This window comes from Rathayibacter sp. KR2-224, assembly GCF_049446075.1.
In the GTDB taxonomy this organism is placed as follows: domain Bacteria; phylum Actinomycetota; class Actinomycetes; order Actinomycetales; family Microbacteriaceae; genus Humibacter.
On record NZ_JBMSEB010000003.1, the window covers coordinates 390,004 to 409,584 of the forward strand.

Genomic DNA, 19,581 nt, shown 5'->3' on the forward strand with positions numbered 1-19,581 from the left:
TAGCAGCCGCAGGCCGCGTATCGAAACCCAGGAGCCGGTCAGTACCGCAGGCGATACCGCAGCGACTCCAGTTCGGCCATCAGCGCCGGCGGCACCCGACCGCCGAAACGGCCGAAGAAGTGCTCGGTCAGGTCGCACTCGGCCAGCCATGCCTGCGGGTCGATCTCGAAGAGCTGGTCGAAGGCATCCGGTTCCAGCTCGAGTCCGTCGAGGTCGAAGGATGCCCGCGCAGGCACCCTGCCGAGGCTCGCGTCCACGGCGGCCGCGGTGCCCTCGAGCCGGCCGACGATCCATGCGATGACGCGCATGTTCTCGGCGAACCCAGGCCACAGGAACGAACCGTCCGTGCCCCTGCGGAACCAGTTCACCTGGAACACGGCGGGAGCGTTCGCACCCAGCTGCTCTCCGATGCTCAGCCAGTGCGCCCAGTGGTCGGCCATGTTGTACCCGCAGAACGGGAGCATGGCGAACGGGTCGCGCCGCAACTCGCCGATCGTCCCCTCTGCGGCGGCCGTACGCTCCGAGGCGATCGTGGCGCCGAGGAACACCCCGTGCTTCCAGTCCCTGGCCTGCAGTACGAGCGGCACGTTCGTGGCACGGCGGCCGCCGAACACGATCGCGTCGATCGGGACGCCGTCCGGGTCTTCCCAGTCGTCAGCGATGGTGGGGCACTGCTCAGCGGGCACCGTGAAACGCGAGTTCGGATGGGCGGCGGGGCGACCGGCATCCGGCGTCCAGTCCTCGCCGCGCCAGTCGATGAGGTGCTTGGGAGGGTCGTCGGTCAGCCCCTCCCACCACACGTCGCCGTCGTCGCGAAGTGCCACGTTCGTGAAGATCGTGTTGCCCCACAGCGTCTCCACCGCCGATCTGTTGGTCGACTCCCCCGTTCCCGGTGCCACGCCGAAGAAGCCTCGCTCGGGATTGATCGCTCGGAGCCGGCCGTCGGCATCCGGCTTGAGCCACGCGATGTCGTCGCCGATCGTCTCGACACTCCACCCGGGCAACCGGGAACGCAGCATCGCGAGATTCGTCTTGCCGCATGCCGAGGGGAATGCCGCGGCGATGTGGTGGGCCCGGCCCGCAGGCGACGTCACCTTGATGATGAGCATGTGCTCGGCGAGCCAGCCCTCCTCGCGAGCCATCTGAGAGGCGATCCGAAGAGCGAAACACTTCTTGCCGAGCAGCGCGTTGCCGCCGTAGCCGCTGCCGTACGACCACACCTCACGGTCGTTCGGGAAGTGCACGATGTACTTCGTGTCGCTGCACGGCCATGCGACGTCCGAACGACGGATGCCGTCGGCATCCGCGAGCGGGTACCCCACGCTGTGCACGGTGCGCACCCACGGGCGGCCCTCCTCGATCAGGTCGAGCGCCCCTCGTCCCATTCGCGTCATGATGCCCATCGAGACGACCACGTATGGGGAGTCGGTTATCTCCACGCCGAGCTGTGAGATGGCACCGCCAAGCGGTCCCATCGAGAACGGCACGACGTACATGGTGCGGCCGCGCATGCTGCCTGCGAAGACGTTGTCGAGTTCGCGACGCATCTCTGCGGGCTCTCGCCAGTTGTTGGTCGGGCCGGCGTCGTGCTCGTGTTCTGAGCAGATGAACGTGCGCGCCTCCACCCGAGCCACGTCGCTCGGATCGGTACGGGCGAGGTAGCTGCCCGGCCGCCATTCCGGATTGAGCTTGATGAGCTGCCCACTCGCGACCTGGAGCTTGAAGAGCCGATCGGCTTCCGCGCGCGACCCGTCGCACCAGACGATCTCGTCGGGCTGGGTGAGTTCGGCGATTCCTGCGACCCATGCCGCCAGATCCGGATCGCTCGTTCCTGTTTCGGTGCGGGATTCCGTGCTCGACCCCTCGAGCTCTGCACGGTGCGCTCCGAAGGAGGTAGCCGGGCGGATGTCGGTGCCCTCGTCATCCGCCCGGCTGGTCTGTGTCGCGGCAGGCGCAGCTGCGGCCAGGTCCGGCCGGGCCGAACCGTTCTGCGTCCGAGGGGCCAGGCTCCAGGGTCGCCCCGCTTGTCGCGGCTGCGCCGGTTCTCGGGCAGCTTGCCGCTCGTGAGATTGCGGGTTCTGCGTCTTCGTCGTCTCCTGCGCCTTCTTAGGCCTCTGGATGATCGTCATACCCGCTCGTCCTCGTCTCTTCGATGCAGTCGTCCGCTACGCCAGCCTCGTTGCCGAGCCGCCGTCCTTTTCACTCTCGCGCCACTTCGACCGCTCATGATCAGACATCCGCGCTAAAGAATCTGGATTCTTTTGCTACCGTGAACGAATGGATGCCGACACCGCAGACGTCGCCACGATCGGTCACCGGATTCGCCATTTCCGCACGCGCTCAGGGCTGACGCTCGAGCGCGTGAGCGAGACCGTTGGCCTGTCCCAGAGCCAGCTCTCGATGATCGAGAACGGAAAGCGCGAACCGAAGCTCACGGTGCTGCAATCCATCGCGAGCGCCATCGGCGTCGACCTGGCGACCCTTCTCGTGGCCGAACCTCCGGACGAGCGCACGGCATACGAACTGGAGCTCCGGCGCGCGCAGAACTCGCCCCTCTACACCACGCTCGGGTTACCCGTCGTGCGGCCGACAAAGGGCACGCCGACGGAGACGCTTGCCGCACTCGTCGGCCTGCACAGAGAGCTCGCCAGGCAGGCGAGCAAGGCCATCGCCACACCGGAGGAAGCCAGGCGCGCGAATACCGAGCTTCGCGAATGGATGCGCGACCGCGACAACTACCTGCCCGAGATCGAGCGGATCGCGGAGGAGCAGGTGAAGGCATCCGGTCACGTCTCAGGAGCCCTCACGCACCGAGAGGTGAGCGTGATGGCCAAGCGGCTCGGCTTCCAGCTCGTCTACGTCGACGACCTGCCCAACTCCACCCGCTCCATCACCGACCTGGAGAACGGGCGCATCTATCTGCCTCCTGCCTCCATCCCCGGCGGCCACGGCCTCCGCTCGATGGCGCTGCAGGCCCTCGCACACCGCCTGCTCGGGCACGAGAAGCCGTCCAGCTACGCCGAGTTCCTGCGCCAACGGCTGGAGATCAACTACTTCGCCGCATGCTGCCTCATGCCGCAGAGCGCCGCCGTGTCGTTCCTGCAGGAGGCGAAGAAGGATCGCGACCTCGCGGTAGAGGATTTCCGCGACGCGTTCGGGGTGACGCACGAGGCGGCATCCCTTCGCCTGACCAACCTCATCACGGTGCACCTCGGAATCAGGATGCACTTCCTTCGCGTGGGCGAGGACGGCGCGCTCTACAAGGGGTACGAGAACGACGGACTGCCGCTGCCGAAGGATGTCACAGGGGCCATCGAGGGCCAGCCGGTGTGCAAGAAGTGGAGCGCGCGCGACTCGTTCGCACAGACGAACCGAACGACCGAGCTGTACCAGTACACGGACACCCCCGCGGGCACCTACTGGTGCGCCACGCAGACCGGACGCGGCGACGACGGCAGCTTCACGATCACTGTTGGCGTGCCGTTCGCGGATGCGAAGTGGTTCAGGGGGCGCGAGACCACGGCGCGCGTCACATCGACGTGCCCAGACCCGTCGTGCTGCAGGGTTCCGGATGCCTCGCTCGAGGCGTCGTGGGCGGACAAGGCCTGGCCGAGCGCGCGGCTGCACGCGCACATCCTCTCGCCGCTACCGACCGGCGTCTTCCCGGGCGTCGACGACGCCGAGCTGTACTCGTTCCTGGACGCGCACTCCGGCCCCCTGGGCGAGTAGCGGCGCGCACCGCCGCGTATCGAAACCGCACCAATGCTGAGCCGGGTTTCGATACGCCGCTTCGCGGCTACTCAACCCGTGATACCCGCGACACGAAACGTCACTTGGGCTGCATGCGGATGGCGCCGTCGAGCCGGATGACCTCACCGTTGAGCAACGGGTTCTCGACGATGTGCCGGGCGAGCGCGGCGTATTCCCCGGGCGTCCCCATGCGGGACGGGTGCGGGATCTGCTCCTCGAGCGAGCGCTGCACGTCTTCGGGCATTCCCGCCATCATCGGCGTCTGCATGATGCCGGGGGCGATCGTCATCACCCTGATGAGCAGTTTCGACAGATCGCGCGCGATGGGCAGCGTCATCGCCGCCACTCCGCCTTTCGACGCAGAATAGGCCGCCTGCCCGATCTGGCCGTCGAAAGCGGCGACGGATGCCGTGCTGACGATCACACCGCGTTCCCTCGTGGCGGGAACGCCTGGCAGCGACTGCGCCTCCACCGGCTCGTTGCCTGCCATGGCGGCGGCAGCGAGCCTGATCACGTTGAATGTGCCGATCAGGTTGATGCGGATCGTGCGCTCGAACCCATCAAGGGCGAGCGGGCCATCCCGGCCCACCGTACGACCCGCCGTGGCGATACCGGCGCAATTGATGGCGATCCGCAGCGGCGCGAGCGACTGGGCTGCGTCGACGGCCGCCTGCACCTGATCGACGTCGGTCACGTCCGCAGCGGCGAACACGCCGCCGAGCTCAGCTGCCGCCTCTTCCCCGCGTGAGGATGGCAGGTCGACGATGACCACCTTCGCCCCGGCCTCCGCGAGCACTCGAGCCGTGCCGTTGCCCAGGCCGGACGCACCGCCCGTGACGATCGCGCTACATTCCTGAATCCGCATATACCCCTCCGGTTGTGTGTATTGCGTCGCCGCCGCGCCTCATAGCCGTTCGATGATGGTGGCGTTCGCCATGCCGCCGCCCTCACACATCGTCTGCAGGCCGTAGCGCCCGCCGGTGTGCTCGAGCCGGGCAAGCAGCGTGCCGAGCAGTCGCGTGCCGCTCGCGCCAAGCGGGTGGCCGAGGGCGATCGCTCCGCCGTCGGCATTGAGGCGGTCGGGGTCGGCATCGAACTCCTCCAGCCAGGCCAGTGGAACGGGCGCGAACGCCTCGTTCACCTCGTACGCGTCGATCTCGTCGAGGTTCAGTCCCGTCCGCTTGAGGATGCGACTGGTCGCCGGCATGATCCCGGTGAGCATGTAGAGGGGATCGCTTCCCGTCACGGCGAACGCGTGGAATCGGGCACGGGGCTTCAGACCGAGTTGTTCTGCGCGTCTGGCGCTCATGATGAGCGCAGCCGATGCCCCGTCGGTCAGCGGGGAGGAGTTGCCGGGCGTGATCTTCCAGTCGAGTTCAGGGAACCGGGCCGCCAGGGCATCGGTGCGGAACGACGGTGCGAGACCGGCCAGCCCGTCGACGGTGGTCGCGGGCCGCACCGTCTCGTCACGGGTGACCACTCGGGTGCCGCCGTCGGCATCCTTCACCTCGACCGGAACGAGTTCGCGGTCGAACTCCCCGGACTCCGCGGCTTCGGCGGCGAGCCGGTGCGAGCGAGCGCTGAATTCGTCGAGTTCGTCCCGGCGGAACCCGTACTTCTGGGCGATGAGTTCGGCCGACACTCCTTGGCCGACGAGACCGTCGGGGTAGCGTGCTGCGAGGCGGCTGCCGTAGGCATCCCGTCCGAGCGTCGAGGTTCCGATGGGCACGGCGCTCATCGATTCGACCCCACAGGCGATCACCACGTCCTGCATGCCCGACATGATGGCCTGCGCCGCAAATGTGGCGGCCTGCTGGCTCGACCCGCACTGCCTGTCGATGGTGGTTCCCGGGATGTGCTCGGGGAAGCCCGCCGCGAGCGCCGCGTTGCGGGCCACATTGAAGGACTGCTGCCCGACCTGGCCTACGCACCCCGCGATCACATCGTCGATCGCCCCCGGATCGAGATCGTTCCGACGCACGAGTTCGGCCAACAGGTCTCCGAGCAGATCGACCGGATGCACGCCGCTCAGCGCGCCTCCCGGCCTGCCGCGGCCACTCGGGGTGCGCACGACATCGACGATGACGGCCTCTTCGACGCTCATCGCTCCAGCCTACGGCGCCGACCCGTCGAGACGCGTTGCTGCCTCGTGCACGAGAAGAAGGCGTGGGGCGAGTTCGTCGAGCGATCGCTCGGCCTCGCGCGTGATGCGATCGGCCGCAGCGGCCAAGGTCATCGAAGAAGGATGCTCCGCCCGACTCGACCAGTCCCGCAGTTCCGCAGCGAGCAGCATCCGATCACGGTGGTCGCCCAACGAGTCCTGCAGTTGCTGACAGGTTTGTGCCATCGTGGCGGCGTTTTCGGCTTCCTGTCGCAGCGCCGCGTGCTCGTCGGCCGCCCAAGCCACGGCTTCCGCCGAATAGCGCAGCCGCCGCACTGCCTTGCGCAGCGAATGCAGTCGCTCGAGGTCCTCCGTCGTCGCCGCCTTCGCTGCGCGCGTCACGCGATCCGATGCTCGCACCAGGGCCCGCGCGAGCACCTCGACGACGGGCGCGCCGCCGTCCGGACCGCCATCGGGATGCATCGCCAGACGCCGCAGGTTCGCCGCCAACGCCGCGTGCTCCGCTGAGTCGAGATACCTCACAGCACGCCCTCTCGTCGCTCGAACCCTGGCCTGGGCCGACGCGATCGGTTCGGCGAGGGCGGAGCGCAACTCGGGCGAGGCATCCCCAAGCTCCTCCAGCGCGTGCAGCCGCACCTCGGCGTCGCGGGCCGCCCCGAGCACGAAGCCCAGCTTCTTGAGACCCCGCGCGGACTCGTCGAGCCGGCCCGCATCGAACACTGACGCATAGACCGAAAGGATGCTGCGCACGGCCCGAACCCGCGTGCGCGCCTGGTGCAGCGCGTCAGCAACACCTCGACGGGTCGCCGCCTCGAACTCCTCGAGGTCGGAGATGGTGTGGGCCAGGGCCGAGCGCACCACGTCGAGGGAGGTCATGCCTTCTACTCTGCCGTGTCCGCTCGTCGTCGTTCCAGATGCTGTCGCATGACGGGATCGACCGTGAGGCCGATCGCACGCTCGAACGCGGCGTCCGCTTCCGCCTGGCGACCTGCCCTGGCGAGGAGGTGCGCCCGGGTGGCCCAGGCGGGTTGGAAGCGCACGATCCGGGGTTCGTCTATGCGATCGAGCTCGGCGAGCGCGGCTTCCGGGCCATCGACGTCCGCACGCGTCGCGGCCAGCGCCACCCTCGCGCCCAGCGTGGGCGCAACGGTCACGAGGGCCTGGTGCAGCGTCAGCAACGTCTCGTGGTCGACCTGGCCGGTGCGAGCACGGTCGTCATGGGCCGACTGGATGGCGGCCTCGAGCTGAAACCGACCGATCGCCCGCAGTTCACCCCGCCCGTCGATGACCAGTCGGCTCGCGCCGAGAAGATGACGCTCTCCGCGAGCGATGAGGCCGGCATCCCAGAGGCTCACATCCTGCTCGTCCACTGGCACGAATCGTCCACCGGAGTCGAGCCGTGCGGATGCCCGCGCCAGGGACAGGCAGATGAGGGCGGCCAGCCCGAGCACCTCGGGCTCACGTGGGAGCAGTTGCGCCGCGATCTCGGCGAGCGCGAGCGCCTCGACGCTCAGCGACTCGCTGCCGGGCGGCCCGCCCTCCGCAGTGCCTGCGACGATGGGCCAATCAATGGCGTAGGCACCGTAGATCGCCTCGAGTACGGCGGGAAGACGCTCGCCGAGCGCATTGGTGTTGGGCTCGGCGAAGGGGATGCCAGCCTCTTTGATGCGGCGCTTGGCCCGCACCAGCCGCTGCGCCATGGCGGGCGTGGGCACGGCGAACGCGCGCGCGATGTGCTCGGCGTCCAGGCCGAGCACGGTCTGCAGCATGAGCGGAGTGCGCACTCCCGGGTCGATCGCGGGATGCGCACACACGAAAAGCAGCGCCAGCCTTCGGTCTGGAATCTCGTCCGGCTCGGCTCCGGCGGTCCTTTCAGCCGCAGGCTCGTGGACCGGTTCGGTGTCGAGCGATGCCGTCCGATGCCCTACCGAACGCAAGCGGTCCAGCATGCGGTGACGTGCGGTGACGACGAGCCAGCCGGCCGGGTTCGCCGGAATGCCGTCGCCCGGCCAGGCACGCAAGGCGCGTTCGAACGCATCCTGCAGGCAGTCTTCGGCAAGCGCGATGTCGCGCGTTCCCGCGACGAGCACGGAGAGCATCCGGCCGTACGACTCACGCACGACCTGCTGCAGCGCAGCTCGGACTGCGCCGTCGGGCTCCTCGTCCGTGCCGCGCTGCGAGCGGTCCGTCAGCTCGGCCACACCCACTGGCCGTCGACGAGCGAGATCGCCGAAGGGCGCACCTCCATCACGCCATACTGCGCTCCTGGGCATTTCTCGGCCCACGCCAGCGCGGCATCCAGGTCGGGCACATCGATCACGAATGCACCGGCCAACTTCTCCTTGGTGTCGGCGAACGGCCCGTCCTGCACGGTCAGCCCGCCGTTGCGCAGCGTGACCTGGGTCGTGTCGGCGACAGGCCGAAGGATCTCGCCGGCCACAAGCACTCCAGCCTTCGCGAGCGCCTTGCCGTACTCGGTGAAGGCCACCTTGAACGGCTCCATGTCTTCTTCGGTGATATTGGCATCCTGCGCCTCGAGCGCGTTCAGGAGCAGTGTGTACCGCATGTTCGTCATCCTCTCATCGCGCCGCTGGCGCGGCGCCTTCACAGTGATGACGATCGAGGGGTGCCCGAATCGACAGACGCCCGGCTCCGGCTGGGTCGCTGCCCGGAAGATCGCCCAGCGGCCGAGCGAGCGCGAGGCTCGGCCAAGCGAGCAAGCTCGCTCGGCTCTCGCCTCAATCAGTTGTGTTCGCGGCGTTGCGCTCAACAACTTCAATCGGCTCGGCCAAGCGAGCAAGCTCGCTCGGCTCTCGCCTCAATCAGTTGTTGGAGAGGTTGTTGCCGCACTCGTAGAAGGCGGTGGTGAGGTCATCGATGGCCGAGAGCGCGGCATCGTCGCTCCCGTAGTTCAACGCGTAGATGGCGAACGTGAGGCTCGTGCCATCCTTGGCGTGGATGACCCCTGCCAGCGTTCTCGACGTGTTGATCCACCCGGTCTTCGCGTTCACATGCCCGACGGCGTTCGACGAGAACGAGCCGTCGAACCTGCCATAGCCCGGACCAAGCGTGCCGGTCTTCCCCGCGACGGGCAGGCCGTCGTAGATCGAGCCGAGCGTACCCTGCCGATTCAGCACCTTGACCATGAACTGGGTCAGGTAAGACGCTGGCACCTTGTTGTCCGCACTCAGGCCAGAGCCGTCGGCGAAGTACAGCCCGTTCTCGGAGATGCCGTACGTCTGCAGCCCCTTGAGCACGCCGGCGTTGATCGCGGAGAAGCTGTTGCCCGCTCCGGTCTTGATGGCCACGAGCCGAGCGAGTTCCTCCATGATCGTGTTGTCCGAGTACGTCAGCGCCTCCTCCGCGAGTGCGGAGACCGGCTGCGACAACACCTGGCCCAGCTGCTTCGCGCCCGCAGGTGCCGTGCCGCCGGTGATCGCGACGCCGTTGCCGAGGTCGTCCGCGAGCACGCTGGCGGCCCGCCCAACGGGGTCCGTGCTGCGCGGCGACTCGACGGCCGTCGGGTCGTTGCGGTCCCCGTCCACCATGAACGAGGTCATGTAGGGCGTCGAGCCCTCCACCACTCGCTCCTCGTGCTCGTCCCAGCTGGGCAGCCAGACGGGTCCCGAATACAGCGAGGTGTCGACAACGAGTGAGGTGATCGGCTGGCCGGCGTTCGCCGGGTCGGATGCCCACGCCTGCTTCACCTGATTCGCCAGGTCGTCGATGTGCGGGGCATTCGTGTAGAACGACTGCTGCCCGCTGGGCAGGCGGCTGAGCGTGACATCCCCGCCGCCGATCACGACCACCTGTCCGGGCTGGGAGCCCTTCACTACAGTCGTCGGCACTCGGTAGTCCGGCCCGAGCACGCTGAACGCGGCCGCAGCCGTGAGCATCTTGAGCACGCTGGCCGTGGGGGCAGGGTTGGAACCGTTGCGGTCGAACAGCACCTCGCCGGTCGTGGCGTTCATCACCTGCGCTTCGAGCGTTCCGAACCCGCGTGCAGACGCATACGACGCCACTGAGCACGTTCGGATCTTGCTGGCCGCGGCAGCCGCACTCGGCGTCGGCCGCACGGTGGGCTTAGCGCTCGCGGTCGGTGTGGGGCTGGTCGCCAGCGGGACCGATGCGCCGGCCGCGCGTGCCGGGGCTGTTGCGGCCCCTACTCCGAACGAAAGCCCACCGAGCACGACGACCGCGGCCGCGATGCCCGCGATGAGTGACGTGCGCGGGTTGTTGCGGATCCACGTCAGGATGCCTGCCAGCGGTCCTCCCCCGGATCCCCCGCCCGCAGACCCTCCGCGTCCCGAGCCACCGCGTCCGGAACCGCCACGACCGGAACCACCACGGCCCGAGCCGCCACGACCCGAGCCGCCACGACCCCAACCCCCGCGCCCGGAACCGCCACGGCCGGCACCTTCACCGCCGCCGATGACGGCGGCGGCGACGGCTGCGTCGGTCGCAACAACGGCGGTCGGAAGATCGGCTGCAGGAGTGTCTGCCGTTGAGTCGGTCTGACCAGAGCCGAACATCTCTCCGACCGCCCAGGGGACGGCAACAGTTGGCGAGTCCGCGCCCGACGTCGGCGACACCGGGGCAGGCGCTTCGTGCTCCGCTTGCGCGTCGCTCGGTGCGGCGGTGGTCGGCAGAGGGGCTGTGAACTCTGTCCGTGCGGGCACAAAGAGCGGCGGAACATCCTCGAACGAAGATCGAAGGCTTGCCGCCGATGGCGTCGCCTGGCCGGATTCCTGTGCCGCTTGCTCCGCGGCCGCAAGGTCGCGAGCGCGAAGGGGCGGCCGTGCGGCCCGGGGCGTCGTGGGCTCGGCGTGCGCCCTGGCCGACTCGGTAGCCAGAGCATCAGTCGGTTCTTGCGCCGGGGCATCCGCGGGCGCCTGCTCCACAGCATGCATCGGTTCCGCTGCGGACGCATCCGTCAACTCGGGTGCACGAGCATCCGTTGGTTCTGGGTCGGCAGCATCCTGGTGTGCGGGAGCGGCAACCGTGTTCGGCGCGGCAGGATGCACCACCGGGTTCTCCTGCGTGGGGTCGCCGAGGAGATCGCTCAGGCCGAGCGCGTCGAAGGCCGATTCGTTGGGATCGTCCGACCGACGATCGCGGCGCGACTGGGGGGACTCGTCGTGCATTCGCCCGAGTGTACCGATGGCACCTGTGAGGGACCGAGACTCGTCCTCTCCTTCCGTGCGGCGGTCACGTCCGGGGATCAGCGTTCCTGCGGATACACCAGCCCGATGCGTTCCCGCACAGCGTCGAGTGTGCGCATGATCGACACGGATTCCGCGGGCGGCATCACGTCACTCGCAATGAGTCCCGCCTCGATGAGCCGCTCGGCCTCTCTCGCCTGAAACTGCTTGCCGCCGCCCGCGATGCGTGTCTTGTACTCTTCGACCACCTCGCCGTCCGGGGCGATCAGCCTGAAGTTCGCAGGCGCGTACCAGACGCTCCCGATCTCGATGCGTGCCTCCGTGCCGACGATCGTCGCGCGGTTCGCCCCGCGCACGTCCCTCGCGCAGTGCGTCACGGCGAGCGCCCTGTCGCCGTAGCCGAAGATGGCGTCCGTTGCGAGGTCCGCTCCCGTCTGCCCGAACCGCGCGGATGCCTGCACCGACTCCGGCTCGCCCAGCAGCATCGAGGCGAACGAGATGGGGTAGACGCCAAGGTCGAGCAGGGCGCCCCCACCGAGCTCCAGTTTGCTCAGGCGATGATTCGGATCGGTCGGCAGCAGCTGCATGTGGTCGGCGCTGAACTCCCGTATCGTCCCGAGCGAGCCTTCGCCGAGCAGTTGGCGAATGCGTTCGACGTGCGGCAGGAAACGGGTCCACATCGCTTCGAGAACGAGCAGCCCTCGGTCCGCGGCGAGGTCGACGACGCGCACCGCCTCTGCGGCGTTCAACGTGAAGGGCTTCTCGACGAGCACGTGTTTGCCCGCACGCAGCGCGAGTTCCGCCGCCGGCGCATGCTGGGGATGCGGCGTCGCGATGTACACGATGTCGACGTCGTCATCGGCGACCAGGTCCTCATAGGAACCGTGCGCCGTAGGGATGCCGAACTCGTCAGCGAAGGCATCCGCGCGCTCCAAGGTGCGCGAGCCGACAGCAGCGATCGTGTGCTCGTCGTCGAGCAGGTCCTTGGCGAAATTATGTGCGATTCCGCCCGTGCCGAGGATGCCCCACCGAACCTCGCTCATCGCTCCCCCTCGCCCTTCGAACGGCCGCAGCCGACGGATGCCGCCAGCGTAGCCGGGTGCGCGGCGGGGAAAACGAAAAGAGGGCCCCTTTCGGGACCCTCTTTCGTGTTCGGAGCCGCCTGTCGGAATCGAACCGACGACCTATTCATTACGAGTGAATCGCTCTGCCGACTGAGCTAAGGCGGCGTGACGCGGTCGCCCGCACACAGCAGACAAGCTTAGCGGATTCCCGGCAGGCATCCGACCAGAGCGCCTAGAAGTCGTCGCGCACGAGCTGGTGCAACTCCGCGAACGACTCCATGATGCGATCGGCCAATGCGCCGTGCCCGCCGGCTTCCGCCCAGCAGGCCCACGCGTGCCGCACGCCGGCGAACCCCACGAACGCCACGAGTCTGGCGCGGCTGTGCAGGCGCTCCGCGTCTTCGGTGAGGGTCGGGTCTTCTCTGGTGAGCCGGCGTTCCACCACGCTCACGATCTCGCGCTCGAGCTCTTTCATGCTCGCCAGGCGCAGCGTGACCAGGTAGGGCTCCTGCCGCATCAGTCGGCGGCGCATCGTCTCGATGTCGGCCGCCTCGGGATTGGGTGTTCCGTCGACGGTCGAGAGCAGCAGATCGCGGATGCCGTCCAGCAGCGGTCGCCCCGGTTCGTCGGCCACGAATCGCTCGATGGCCTCGCCCCGAGGCATCTCCGGCACGTCGCCGATGACGGCTGCTTCCTTCGTCGGGAAGTAGTTGAAGAAGGTGCGAGGCGACACGCCGGCCACGTGGCTGATCTCCTCGACTGTGACGCCGTCGAACCCGCGGTCCAGTGAGAGCGTCAGCACGGCGCGTTCGATCGCATTGCGCGTGGCGATCCGCTTGCGCTCCCGGACGCCGGTCGGTGCCGGCGATGTGGTGGCGATCACGCACCCATTATTGCAGTGAGTGCAAAGTCTGGTTGAGCGTGATCAGCACTCAGGGTCGGTCTTCGGCACTGTGCCGTCCACGAGGAATCCATCGACCGCATCGTTCACGCACGAGTTCGACTTGTTGTAGGCCGTGTGCCCGTGCCCGTGATACGTGACGAGATGACCGCTGTCCAGCTGTTTCGACAGATTGACCGCCCACTGGTATGGCGTTGCGGGATCGCCCGTCGTTCCCACGACGAGGATGGGCGCGGCGCCGGGCGCGTGGATCGGCGCCTCGGCTCGCGTTGGCTTGTACGGCCAGACGGCGCACCCGATGTCGCCGTAGGACATGTAGGGGCCGATCACGGGGGCCGCCTTGGTGAGCTCGGCGGCTTGTGTGCGCATGGTGGCGGGGTCGGCATTCGATGCGTAGTCGAGGCAGTTGACCGCGGTGAACGCCTCGGTCGAATTGTCGGAGTACGTGCCGTTCGAGTTCCTGTCGTAGTAGCCGTCGGCGAGGATGAACGCCACCTTCGCGCTGCCTGCCATGACGTCCTTGAACAGGTTGTCGAGGGCGCTCCAGGCGCTCGAGTCGTACAGCGGGTAGATGATCGCGGTCACCATGGTGTTCGCACCGAGTTCGCGGCCGTCCGAGTTGCGAATGGGGCTGGCATCGAGCGACGCGAGGAGGTTCGAGACCGTCGACAGCGCGTCGTTGAGCGAACCGGAGAACGGGCATCCGCTCCGTTGCAGGCAGTCAGTCAGATAGGCGCTGAGCTCCTGTTCGAAGCCCTTCGACTGCCCGAGGTTCACGTCGAAGCTGCTCGACGAAGGGTCGAGCGCGCCGTCGAGCACCATCCTCCCGACGTGTTTCGGGAACAGGCCGGCATAGGTGGATCCGAGAAGCGTGCCGTACGAATAGCCGAGGTAATTGAGTTTCGCGTCGCCGAGTACGGCGCGCAGCACGTCGAGGTCGCGCGCGGCACTCGTGGTTCCCACCTGCCCGAGCAGCGCGCCCGTGTTCTGCTTGCATGCCGCCGCGAAGTCGGATGCCTGCCGCGTCGATGCCTGGATCCACGAGTCCGACCCACGCGTGCCCGGCGTGATGCCGAAGATGTAGTCGTCCATCTTGGCTGCGTCGTAGCACTTCACTGCGGTGGACGAACCGACCCCGCGGGGGTCGAATCCCACGATGTCGTAGTGCTCTTGCAGATTCTTGTCCACGGCGTAGTCGAGACTGTCGCGCACGAAGCTCACACCGGACGCGCCTGGCCCGCCAGGATTGACGAGCAGTGACCCTAGGCGCTTTCCAGTCGCGTAATGCCTGATCAGGGCAAGCTTCACCGTTCCGACCGACGGCGCTGACCAGTCAAGGGGAACCTTGGCAGTGGCGCACTGGAACTTGCCGCACGACTGCCAGTCCAGGTGCTGTCCGTAGAACGGCGCCAGCGCGGACGAGACCTTCTCCGGCCGCGGCGTGGAGGTCGCAGGCGGCCGCGACACGGGGAAGCATCCGCTCAGCGCGAGCGAGAGCATGGCCGCGATCGCCGCGACTATCGTGACGCGCTGCCAGCGCTTGCCTCGGATCATCTAGGGTTCCTTCCGGCCTCTGAGGACCTGAGCCGTGCAGTCACGAGCATCGCTTCGAGTGCCAGCGTGGGCGCAACGTTGCCGTCGATACGTTCGCGGGCCGTCTGGATGGCGTCCATGGTCGCGAGCGTGCGCGACGGTGTGGATGCCTTCGCCGCGGCCATCAGTCGATCGCCCAGTTCCGCGTTCACCAGGTCAACTCCTGAATCGAGCTGCACCATGAGGATGTCGCGGTACAACGAGAGCAGATCGGTCAGGATGCGGTCGATCCCGTCGCGGAGGCTGCGCGTGGCCCTGCGCTTCTGGTCTTCTTCGAGCTGACGCAGTTGCGCGCGAAGGCTCGGCGGTATGGTGCCGCCCTCTTGGACGCCCAGCGATTGCAGCGTGTGCGCACGTTCCTCGGCATCGCGCTCCTCGGTGATCGCCTTGGCGTCTGCACCTGCAAGCTCGAGCAGCCGCGCGGCGCCTCCCACCACGTCGGCCACGGTGCGTATGCCCAGCGCGAGCTCGAGCGTCTCTTCACGTCGTGCGCGGGCATCCTCGTTGGTCGCCAGGCGGTGGGCCATGCCGATGTGGCTTTGCGCGTGGCGAGCAGCACGCTCAGCGATCTCGGCGGAGACGCCGTCACGACGCGCGATGAGACCGGCCACGTCGGCGACCGACGGCACCCGCAGTCGCACGGTGCGCACCCTCGAGCGAATGGTCGGCAGCAGATCGGCGTCGCTCGGCGCGCACAGGATCCAGACAGTGCGCTCGGGTGGCTCCTCGAGCGCTTTCAGCAGCACGTTGGAGGTGCGCTCGGACATGCGGTCGGCATCCTCGATCACCATGACGCGGTAGCGGCTGACGGATGGCGAGAACTGCGAGCTGGACACCAGCGAGCGCACCTCGTCGATCGAGATGATGACGCGTTCGGTGCTGAGCACGCTGAGATCGGGATGCGTTCGTGCCTGCACTTCGCGTGTGGTGACCGGGTCACCGTCCGGACCTTCCCGGCTCAGCAGGGCCGCAGCGAACGCGTAGGCGAGGTTGGAGCGGCCCGATCCGGGCGGTCCCGTGATGAGCCACGCGTGCGTCATGGCCGACGATGCCGTCGCGGCGGCCGCGGCGCGCAAGGTCTCGATCGCCTCGGGCTGGCCCGTGAGGTCGTCCCAGACCGACGTGGTGGCTAGAGGCATGCTCCGACGCTACCCGGTGCGTCCGTCAGCGACCGAGGTGGCCAGGCTCGGGCGCGTTGATGCCGCGCGCGGCAAGCAGCTCTTCTACCCTGCCTGCGATGCGAACGGCGAGCTCGTCGGCGGATGCCGCGCCGTCGACGACGAGGAACCGCTCCCGCTCGACCTCGGCCAGCGCGAGGAACGCGGTGCGCACTCGCGCGTGGAAGTCGGATGCCTCTGCTTCCAGGCGATCGAATCGCTTGTTCGCCGAATCCAGGCGTCTGCGGGCATCGGCCTCGTCGATGTCGAGCAGCACCGTCAGATCGGGCAGCAGATTCTCTGTGGCCCAGAGCGACAGCTCTCGGATCTCCGCGGCATCCAGCTCCCTGCCGACGCCCTGATAGGCGACGGACGAGTCGAGGTAGCGGTCCTGCACCACGATCGTGCCCGCCTCCAGCGCGGGCCGCACGACGGTCGCGATGTGGTGCGCGCGATCGGCCGCATACAGCAGCGCCTCGGCGCGCGGCACGATGTCGCCGTGGTGGTGGAGCACGAGTTCCCGGATCTCGAGCCCCACCTCGGTGCCGCCGGGTTCCCTGGTGCGCAGCACGGTGTACCCCGCCGCCGTGAGCTGCTCGACGAGCTTCGCCGCCTGCGTCGATTTGCCCGAGCCGTCTCCGCCTTCGAACGTGATGAAGACTCCCCGCGGCACTGCCCGGACGGCGTCTTCCGTCAGAACGGATTCCCCGGATGCACCGTGGCTCACGAGTCGGCGGCCTTCGCCGAGGGCCTCTTCGTGGCAGCTGGTGTGCCCGTCTTGGCAGCGGTCTTCTTCGCGGTGCTCGACTTGGCAGTCGCCGCCTTCGTCGAGGCCGTCTTCGCAGTCGCCGTCTTCGCAGTCGCCGCCTTCATAGCGGTGCCCTTGGCCGTGGTCGACTTGCCGGTACTCGTGGACTTCGACACGGTGGATCGGCTCGTCGTCGCCTTCGAGGTACGACGCGTAGCCGGCTTCTTCGCGGGGCCCTTGGCGCGCTTGTCGGCCAGGATCTGGATGGCGCGCTGGAAGTCGATGTCCTCCACCGACTCCCCCCGCGGAATCGTCGCGTTCGTCTCGCCGTCGGTGACGTACGGTCCGAATCGCCCGTCCTTCACACGCACGGGCTTGCCGCTGACGGGGTCGGCGTCGAACTCTTTGAGCGCACTGGATGCCCGCCTGGCACCGTATTTCGGCTGCGCGAACAGCTCGAGCGCGCCAGGCAGATCGATGTCGAAGATGGCGTCCTCGCTCGGCAGGGTGCGCGTGTCGGCCCCCTTCTTGAGGTAGGGGCCGTACCTACCGTTCTGCGCGAGGATCGGCTCGCCCGACTCCGGGTCCTCGCCGACCACACGTGGCAGGTCGAGGAGTTTGAGCGCGGTCGGCAGGTCGATGCTTGCAGGATCCATGGACTTGAAAAGGGATGCCGTACGCGGCTTTTCCACTTTCGCGGCCTTGGCGCTCTTGGTCGCCTTCTTTTTCGGCAACACCTCGCCGGTCTCGAGGTCGACTGCTTCGTTCGCGGCATCCGTAATGTCGGCGGAGTCAGGCGATGGGGTCTCCTGGGCATCCACCTCGGTGACGTACGGCCCGTATCGGCCGTCTTTGGCCACAACGAGCTTGCCGTTCTCGGGGTTCACGCCGAGCTCGCGGTCCGATTGAACGGGCGCCTCGATGAGCTCGCGCGCCCTGGCCGGGGTGAGTTCGTCGGGTGCGAGGTCCGGTGGAATGTTCACCCGGCGGGGCGGGGCATCCGGGCCGGCCGCTGGATCGATGACCTCGAGATACGGCCCGTAGCGCCCGATACGCAGCGTGATGTCGTCTGCGATGCGCACAGAGTTGATCTCGCGCGCGTCGATGTCGCCCAGGTTGTCGACCACCTGCCGCAGCCCTCGATGGTCCCCGCTGCCGAAGTAGAAGCCCTTCAGCCAGTCGGCCCGGGTCTCCTCACCGTCGGCGATGCGGTCGAGGTCGTTCTCGAGCTCGGCCGTGAAGTCGTACTCGACGAGGTCACCGAAGTGATCCTCGAGCAGCCGCACGACGGCGAATGCGATCCAGTTGGGAACCAGCGCCTGCCCCTGCATGGAAACGTATCCGCGGTCGACGATGGTGGAGATGATCGAGGCGTACGTGGAAGGGCGGCCGACACCCAGCTCCTCCATGCGCTTGACGAGGCTGGCCTCCGTGTAGCGCGGCGGCGGGGAGGTCTCGTGTCCCTTCGCCTCGACGTCGGCGACGACAAGGCTCTGCCCCTCCGTGAGCGGGGGCAGCTTCGCCTCCTCGGGCGCGGCATCCGTGTTCCGCTCCTCGTCGCGGCTCTCTTCGTACGCCTGCATGAAGCCACGGAACGTGATCACCGTTCCGCTGGCGGTCAGCTCGGCGATCGTTCCGTCGAGCGCGCCCTCGCTCACCTTCGCCTCGATGGTGACGGATGCGGTCTGCCCCTTGGCGTCAGCCATCTGCGATGCGACGGTGCGCTTCCAGATCAACTCGAAGAGGCGCAGATCGTTGCCGTGAAGCACCGATGACATCTGCGCCGGGGTGCGCCACGTGTCGCCTGCCGGCCGGATGGCTTCGTGCGCCTCTTGCGCGTTCTTGCTCCGATTGGCGTACGTACGCGGGGAATCGGGTATGGAATCGGCCCCGTACAGCGCCTTGGCCTGAGCGCGTGCGGCAGTGACGGCCTGCGCGGACAAAGCCGTCGAGTCGGTGCGCATATACGTGATGTGCCCGTTCTCGTAGAGCGACTGCGCGACGCTCATGGTCTGGCGCGCGGTGAACCGCAGCTTGCGGGCCGCCTCCTGCTGCAGCGTGGAGGTGGTGAACGGTGCGGCCGGCTTGCGTGTGAGGGGGCGTGTCTCCAGCTTCGCCACGGTGACCGTCGTCGAGGCCTGGCGGAGGGCATCCGCGAGCTCGTGCGCCGATTCCTCATCGAACACCCGCGCCCGGCTCTTGAGCTGGCCGCGGTCGTCGAAGTCGCGGCCCGTCGCCACCTTCTGCCCGTCGACCCGGTTGAGGCGGGCGGCGAACTGCTGCGCTGCTGCATCCGTGGCCAGTTGTGCCAACAGATCCCAATAGGATGCCGCCACGAACGCCATGCGCTCGCGCTCGCGATCCACGACGAGTCGCGTCGCGGGCGACTGCACCCGGCCTGCGGACAAGCCCTGTCGCACCTTGCGCCACAGGACGGGCGACACCTCGTAGCCGTAGAGCCGGTCGAGGATGCGGCGCGTCTCCTGCGCGTCGACGAGCGACATGTCGAGGTCGCGGGTGTTGTCTTTCGCCTTCTCGATGGCGTCTTTTGTGATCTCGTGGAAGACCATGCGCTTGACGGGCACCTTGGGCTTGAGTTCTTCGAGAAGGTGCCATGCGATGGCCTCGCCTTCGCGGTCCTCATCGGTGGCGAGCAGGAGTTCGTCCGCGTTCTTCAGCAGCTTCTTGAGCTTGGCGACGACGGTGCGGGCTCGGTCGGAGACGACGTAGTAAGGCTCGAAGTCGTGGTCGACGTCCACGCCGAACTGGCCGAAGGCCCCGCGCTTCTTCTCCGCGGGGATGTCCTTCGGCTCGATGAGGTCGCGAATGTGCCCGACGGACGCCTCGACCGTGTACCCGTCACCCAGGTACTTCTCGATCGACTTCACCTTGGTCGGTGACTCGACGATGACCAGCTTGTTCCCTGGCACCTGTCTCCTTTATCGGCTGCTGCTTATATAGACGACTTGCTTGTAACGGCCTGCTTGCTGAGGCGATTGCGCGGTCTTCGTCGACTGATCTTCATCTGCACGGTCGGTCGGTGTCGAGCGACGGTGTCGATCGGCGCTTCTTCCGCAGCCCCGA

14 protein-coding genes and 1 tRNA gene are annotated in these 19,581 nt (G+C 67.7%); 1 reads left to right on the forward strand and 14 read right to left on the reverse strand.

The annotated features are described in order from the left end of the window. Positions 1 to 38: 38 nt before the first annotated feature. On the reverse strand, positions 39 to 2,129 hold the full coding sequence (locus ACO2Q7_RS16730; RefSeq protein ID WP_423356845.1) for a phosphoenolpyruvate carboxykinase (GTP): 2,091 nt from the start codon (positions 2,127 to 2,129) through the stop codon (positions 39 to 41). A gap of 148 nt (positions 2,130 to 2,277) precedes the next feature. On the opposite strand from ACO2Q7_RS16730, the gene ACO2Q7_RS16735 reads away from it, so the two are divergent. After that, entirely contained in the window at positions 2,278 to 3,729 is a 1,452-nt protein-coding gene (locus ACO2Q7_RS16735; protein ID WP_423356846.1) for a helix-turn-helix domain-containing protein, read from the forward strand. Between the two features lie 100 nt (positions 3,730 to 3,829). Here ACO2Q7_RS16735 and ACO2Q7_RS16740 read toward each other — a convergent pair whose 3' ends face one another. The 13 genes from ACO2Q7_RS16740 to topA all read right to left on the reverse strand — a co-directional run bounded on the left by ACO2Q7_RS16740 (position 3,830) and on the right by topA (position 19,427). Continuing rightward, positions 3,830 to 4,615 (reverse strand): 3-hydroxyacyl-CoA dehydrogenase, encoded by a 786-nt coding sequence (locus ACO2Q7_RS16740; RefSeq protein WP_423356847.1) that lies wholly within the window; start codon positions 4,613 to 4,615, stop codon positions 3,830 to 3,832. A gap of 39 nt (positions 4,616 to 4,654) precedes the next feature. Then, positions 4,655 to 5,854, reverse strand: coding sequence for a thiolase family protein (locus ACO2Q7_RS16745; protein ID WP_423356848.1), 1,200 nt, complete (start codon positions 5,852 to 5,854; stop codon positions 4,655 to 4,657). Positions 5,855 to 5,863: 9 nt separating this feature from the next. After that, on the reverse strand, positions 5,864 to 6,748 hold the full coding sequence (locus ACO2Q7_RS16750) for a CHAD domain-containing protein (protein WP_423356849.1): 885 nt from the start codon (positions 6,746 to 6,748) through the stop codon (positions 5,864 to 5,866). Between the two features lie 5 nt (positions 6,749 to 6,753). Further along, entirely contained in the window at positions 6,754 to 8,073 is a 1,320-nt protein-coding gene (locus ACO2Q7_RS16755) for an RNA polymerase sigma factor (RefSeq protein WP_423356850.1), read from the reverse strand. Then, positions 8,061 to 8,438 carry a YciI family protein gene (locus tag ACO2Q7_RS16760; RefSeq protein WP_423356851.1) on the reverse strand — a complete coding sequence of 126 codons (378 nt, stop codon included), beginning with the start codon at positions 8,436 to 8,438 and terminating at the stop codon, positions 8,061 to 8,063. The genes ACO2Q7_RS16755 and ACO2Q7_RS16760 overlap by 13 nt, the downstream gene beginning before the upstream one ends. A 256-nt stretch (positions 8,439 to 8,694) precedes the next feature. Next, a complete protein-coding gene (locus ACO2Q7_RS16765) occupies positions 8,695 to 11,016 on the reverse strand; it encodes a D-alanyl-D-alanine carboxypeptidase (protein ID WP_423356852.1) in 2,322 nt (773 codons plus the stop codon). 77 nt (positions 11,017 to 11,093) lie between these two features. Next, entirely contained in the window at positions 11,094 to 12,077 is a 984-nt protein-coding gene (locus ACO2Q7_RS16770) for a Gfo/Idh/MocA family protein (RefSeq protein WP_423356853.1), read from the reverse strand. Positions 12,078 to 12,190: 113 nt separating this feature from the next. Continuing rightward, positions 12,191 to 12,263, reverse strand: a tRNA-Thr gene (locus ACO2Q7_RS16775). 67 nt (positions 12,264 to 12,330) lie between these two features. Beyond that, entirely contained in the window at positions 12,331 to 12,981 is a 651-nt protein-coding gene (locus tag ACO2Q7_RS16780; RefSeq protein WP_423356854.1) for a TetR family transcriptional regulator, read from the reverse strand. 42 nt (positions 12,982 to 13,023) lie between these two features. Then, positions 13,024 to 14,553 carry an alpha/beta hydrolase gene (locus tag ACO2Q7_RS16785; RefSeq protein ID WP_423356855.1) on the reverse strand — a complete coding sequence of 510 codons (1,530 nt, stop codon included), beginning with the start codon at positions 14,551 to 14,553 and terminating at the stop codon, positions 13,024 to 13,026. Beyond that, positions 14,550 to 15,731, reverse strand: coding sequence for a DNA polymerase III subunit delta' (locus ACO2Q7_RS16790; RefSeq protein ID WP_423356856.1), 1,182 nt, complete (start codon positions 15,729 to 15,731; stop codon positions 14,550 to 14,552). Before ACO2Q7_RS16790 ends, ACO2Q7_RS16785 begins: the two co-directional genes overlap by 4 nt. Before the next feature lie 25 nt (positions 15,732 to 15,756). Continuing rightward, positions 15,757 to 16,422, reverse strand: a complete 666-nt coding sequence (tmk, locus tag ACO2Q7_RS16795) for a dTMP kinase (RefSeq protein ID WP_423356927.1) — start codon at positions 16,420 to 16,422, stop codon at positions 15,757 to 15,759. A 50-nt stretch (positions 16,423 to 16,472) separates the two neighbouring features. Further along, positions 16,473 to 19,427: a type I DNA topoisomerase gene (gene topA, locus ACO2Q7_RS16800; protein WP_423356857.1), complete on the reverse strand. Its 2,955-nt coding sequence runs from the start codon at positions 19,425 to 19,427 to the stop codon at positions 16,473 to 16,475. Positions 19,428 to 19,581: the final 154 nt, after the last annotated feature.